This is a genomic window from Mesorhizobium sp. WSM4817, assembly GCF_055811135.1.
On the sequence record NZ_JBVVQQ010000140.1, the window covers coordinates 1 to 406 of the forward strand.

General features: G+C 55.2%; 1 pseudogene. It reads left to right on the top strand.

Annotated features, from left to right (window positions below):
- Positions 1-220 (top strand): annotated as a pseudogene (locus AC0L2K_RS35100) (hypothetical protein); the annotation flags it as partial.
- Positions 221-406: the final 186 nt, after the last annotated feature.

Below are 406 nucleotides of genomic sequence, written 5' to 3' on the forward strand. Positions count from 1 at the left end.
ATTCCAGATACGCTGTTGAAGCATATCTCGCCGCTGAGTTGGGAACATATCAACCTGACAGGCATCTACACCTGGGAGACCGAGGCATCAGATGCCCGAAGGCTTTCGAACCCTTAGGCTACCGACCCCCAACCCGGCGAGCCGCATGAGTTTCACGATCCGTTCGGGCTTAGCGCAAGATTTTGTACAGCTCTTGTCCTCACCCCAGATTGTGAGCTAAGGACAGCTTTCGTCCTGACAATCATGGTATTCTGCAAAGAAGATGCGGAGTGGCAAGCGGCCAGTCACTCGGACGCTGGCTGCCTGTGGGAATGTCCACGAGGCGACACTTGGGTGAATCATATATGGGCACGTCGAGTAAGATGACGAGACGATATTTCGGAACGGACGGGATCCGGGGAGGGGC